This window comes from Skermanella sp., assembly GCF_059503625.1.
Genome location: NZ_JCACHA010000121.1, coordinates 1 through 3,796, shown reverse-complemented (window position 1 = coordinate 3,796; position 3,796 = coordinate 1). Strand labels below are relative to the sequence as shown.

Sequence of the window (3,796 nt, the reverse complement as noted above, 5' to 3'; positions counted from 1 at the left end):
CCATCAGCCATCACAGGCTGATCCCGGGTTCCAGCCCTAAAGTTGGCGCCTATGGGGCACTGCCCCAAACGCAGGCCTTCGCCAAGCTGAAGGCCGCGCTGCACGGCCGCTGAACGCAGCCTCGACGGCATCTGGACTGCCATCGGCCGCATCATCGGCACCTTCACCCCAGCCGAATGCACCACCTACTTTGCCACCGCCGGCTATGACGCAGATTGATGGGAAAACGCTCTCGGCCGGGGCCGCTATAGTCCGGTGCCCGTGTCTACGGGACAACTACCCGACCGTGATATGGGCCTCCCGCACCACCCTGCCCCATTTGTCGCTCTCCGACTTGATGAAGCTGATGAATTCACCAGGACTCGATGCCACAGGATCGGCGCCCGCACCTGCCATTCGCTGCCGGACGGCAGGCTCCGCCAGCGCGTCGCGGATGGCTGCGTTGAGTTTGCCTATAACCGAGTCCGCAGTGCGCGCCGGAGCCACGACGCCACCCCAGGATGTTGCCTGGGCACCGGGAAGCCCCGCCTCCGCGACTGTAGGCACCTGCGGCAAGAGCGGGTGCCGCTTGCTCCCGGTCACCGCAAGCGCACGGATCCGATTGTCATTGATCTGGCCGATCGAGCTTGCGATCTGATCCACCATCAGCTGGACATTTCCGGCGACTAGGTCATTCATCGCCGGACCACTGCCACGGTATGGAACGTGAAGGAGATCCACACCGCCGACGAGGCGGAAGAGTTCGGTCGCAACATGCGTTGTCGTGCCGGCGCCGGAGGAGGCGTAGGAGACAGACCCGGGCCGCTCCTTCGCGTAGTTGATGAAGTCTCGCATTGTCGTCACCGGCAGGTTCCCGGTCACCGTGATGACCAGATCGGTTGCGAAGACGAGGGAAACTGGCATGAAATCCCCCCTGGCTTCGAACGGCATCTGCTTGTAAAGATGCGGCGCAATCGAGAGCAGTCCCGTCGTCGCCATCAGCAGCGTGTAGCCGTCCGGTGCCGCCTTTGCGACGAATTCGGCGCCGATGATGCCAGCGGAGCCGCTGCGGTTCTCCACCACGACGGACTGGCCGAGTATCTGCTCCAACCGCTCAGCTAGGATGCGCGTCGCGACATCGGTGGAGCCACCGGCCGCGAACGGCACGACAAGGCGGATCGTCTGCGTCGGCGACTTGTCTTGTCCGGCGGAGTGTCGCTGAGCCGAAGCTGTCGTCCCAAAGAGCGCCGCACTGCCGAGCGATGACACAAGGATCCGGCGTTCTATGGGCATGTGAACTCATTGCAATCTTGAGAGCGCGAAGTTTTGCATGTCCCAGCGATCGCAATAAGCTCCGCGCAAGAGCACGCTGCCGCAAGCTCTCGTGAGCATGGCGGGTTGCCCCTCCGCTGCCTTTCACTGAAATCACAGCTATGATCATATGAATGCCGCCATGGATCACCTCGTGGACAGGGAATGCGCCTCGCTCCGTGTCGGCGGAGGCTTCGCTATGAAATCTTGGGTTGCTGTGGTTTTATACAGCTTCGTATTTGCCACTTCGAGGCAAGCCATAATGCTTCATGCTACGGATAGCTCTGGCCTTCCTTCGAACATCGCGGGAATGGCGGCACACCCTGGCCAGAAGCGGCGCAATGCCCTACCATGGACATGCTTGGTGGTGCTCGGCGTGACTCTATTTACCGTAACGACCGTGCATGCCATGCAGACATCTTGGCCTTCCCCGGTATCTGGCCAAACCGCCGGAACTAGTCTGCCAACACGACCCCTCCTGTTGGCCCAAGCCAACCCGGCGCCGCGGCTACCCTTGCTCGACTTGCCTCCCGGGATATCGGCCGCACCGCCGATGTTTACGACCTTGATGCAGATGGGGGATACGGCGATGGTGCGCGGGGACATTATGCGGGCACGTGCACTTTACGAACGCGCAGCCGCGATCCATCCGGCCGCCTCGGCTGCGCCCATCGCAGCGGGCAAGACATACGATCCGAATGTGCTGCCGAGTTTCGGTGGTCACATCGGCATGGCCGATGCGGCCAAGGCCGGCGAATGGTACCGGCGCGCCCGTGACCTCGGCGACCCTGCCGCCGCCGCACTCCTCGCGGCTCTTCGATAACCTTGCATGCACAAGCCCGACTGAGGAGCATCCCTGATGATCCGTCGTGACCTTCTTGCCGGCCTTATTGCCACCGCTGCCGGTCTCGCCTGGCCCAAGGCTGCCCGGCTGCAGTCGGTCCCGAACTCGGCCGCCGCGGCGAACGCTAATACCCTCGGCGTGATCTCCGGCGGACTGGACGGGACCTATACGCGGTTCGCCGCCGACCTGGCGGCGGTGCTGGACAGCGTCGATGGCCTGCGGATCTTGCCGATCATAGGCAAGGGTTCATTCCAGAACATTGCCGACCTGCTTTACTTGCGAGGCGTCGATCTCGCTATCGTTCAGTCGGACGTGCTGACCGCGGCTTCGCAACAACGGGCATTTCCCGCCATCGAGCAGCAGGTACATTACGTCACCAAGCTTTATGACGAGGAAGTCCACATCTTTGCCGGCCCCGGCATCCAGCGGCTGGAAGATCTTGCGGGCAAGCTGGTCAGCATGGACAACCGGGGCTCCGGCACGGCCATGACCGCGACGCTGGTCTTTTCCCTGCTCGGTATCGCAATCCAGCCCGTCTATGACGCGACGGTGGACGCGACGGAGAAGCTTCGTCGGGGCGACATCGCCGCCATGGTACGCGTCACCGGCAAGCCGGCGCGCTTCACAACGCCGCTGCCGGAGGGAGCGCGTCTGCTTTCCATCCCGTTATCCGATGCGCTGCTGGAAACCTATTTACCGGCCAGCTTAACCTCGGCCGACTATCCGCAACTGGTACCAGACGGCCAGACGGTGGAGACAATCGCGGTGGGCGCCGTGCTCGCCGCCTATAACCATCAGAATGCCGACCGACGCGACCGGATCACGCGCTTTTCGCGGGCTCTTGCCCTGAGATTCGACACATTCCTGAGGCCTCCCCGCCATCCGAAATGGCGTGACGTGAACCTTGCAGCGACAGTGCCGGGATGGACGAAGTTCGGCACCCAGCCGCCGCGCCTGCAGCCCCAGCAACCCCGCCGCTATCGCAATCCGTCGGAGCTGACGGGAGAATAGTGCGTAGGGATAGCGTGGCCATCCAAGGCACCGACCCGGCGCCGGCCAACAAGCTTGGCTCCTGTGAGGCCACGGTGGCGGCGCTCACCACATAATCGGGCTCTGGCAGCACGGTGCACCTACCAGCGCGCGCCAGGGCAGGTGACCTTGGCTCGCTCCTCCAAGGCATCGCCCGAAGCAAGCAGCAGCTCGGCCGTTTGGGACGGAACGGAGAGTCTCTGCCCGGTCATCTTCACAATGGCTTCTTTGCGCGGCCAGCAGCGCAGGATGACCTCACGCTAGAGCCCAAGCTCCGTCTGTCCATAGGACCTCGCGTCCTTGCAGGGAAAAAACCGCTTCGGCTAGGGCCTCGACATCGAGCGTGGTCGTCAGACATTCGATATCCACCCCAAGCGTCTATGCGGAGACCCCGATCAGGGCTCGCTCCGCTGAGCGCGAGTGAGTGAAATGCAGTCCCACGCAATTATTCCTGGCAGTGTTGCAAAGTTTGGGGCAGGTTGTGAACGATCCCGAGGGCCTCCAGACTAGGCGGCGATCTGGAACAGCCCAGTGACAAGGGTGGCTTGGGCCCGCATGTCTCGTCCGTCAATCTTGTGTAAGAAGCTGTACGCGATTAGATCCCTTGCTGTGCCTGGGTTTGTGCCACGAGAC

General features: G+C 62.7%; 3 protein-coding genes. 2 read left to right on the top strand and 1 reads right to left on the bottom strand.

From position 1 onward, the window contains the following. Window positions 1-276 precede the first annotated feature (276 nt). The gene (locus tag AC5JJ6_RS03305; RefSeq protein ID WP_496040679.1) at window positions 277-1,272 is read right to left on the bottom strand and encodes a Bug family tripartite tricarboxylate transporter substrate binding protein; all 996 of its coding nucleotides are present in this window, start codon (window positions 1,270-1,272) and stop codon (window positions 277-279) included. A 571-nt stretch (window positions 1,273-1,843) separates the two neighbouring features. On the opposite strand from AC5JJ6_RS03305, the gene AC5JJ6_RS03300 reads away from it, so the two are divergent. Continuing rightward, entirely contained in the window at window positions 1,844-2,113 is a 270-nt protein-coding gene (locus AC5JJ6_RS03300) for a hypothetical protein (RefSeq protein ID WP_496040678.1), read from the top strand. Window positions 2,114-2,149: 36 nt separating this feature from the next. Further along, window positions 2,150-3,145: a TAXI family TRAP transporter solute-binding subunit gene (locus AC5JJ6_RS03295; protein ID WP_496040677.1), complete on the top strand. Its 996-nt coding sequence runs from the start codon at window positions 2,150-2,152 to the stop codon at window positions 3,143-3,145. Window positions 3,146-3,796 lie beyond the last annotated feature (651 nt).

Coding starts and splice junctions, on each gene's coding strand:
- AC5JJ6_RS03295 (WP_496040677.1), top strand. CDS start 2,150: ATGATCCGTCGTGACCTTCTTGCCGGCCTTATTGCCACCGCTGCCGGT.
- AC5JJ6_RS03300 (WP_496040678.1), top strand. CDS start 1,844: ATGTTTACGACCTTGATGCAGATGGGGGATACGGCGATGGTGCGCGGG.
- AC5JJ6_RS03305 (WP_496040679.1), bottom strand. CDS start 1,272: ATGCCCATAGAACGCCGGATCCTTGTGTCATCGCTCGGCAGTGCGGCG.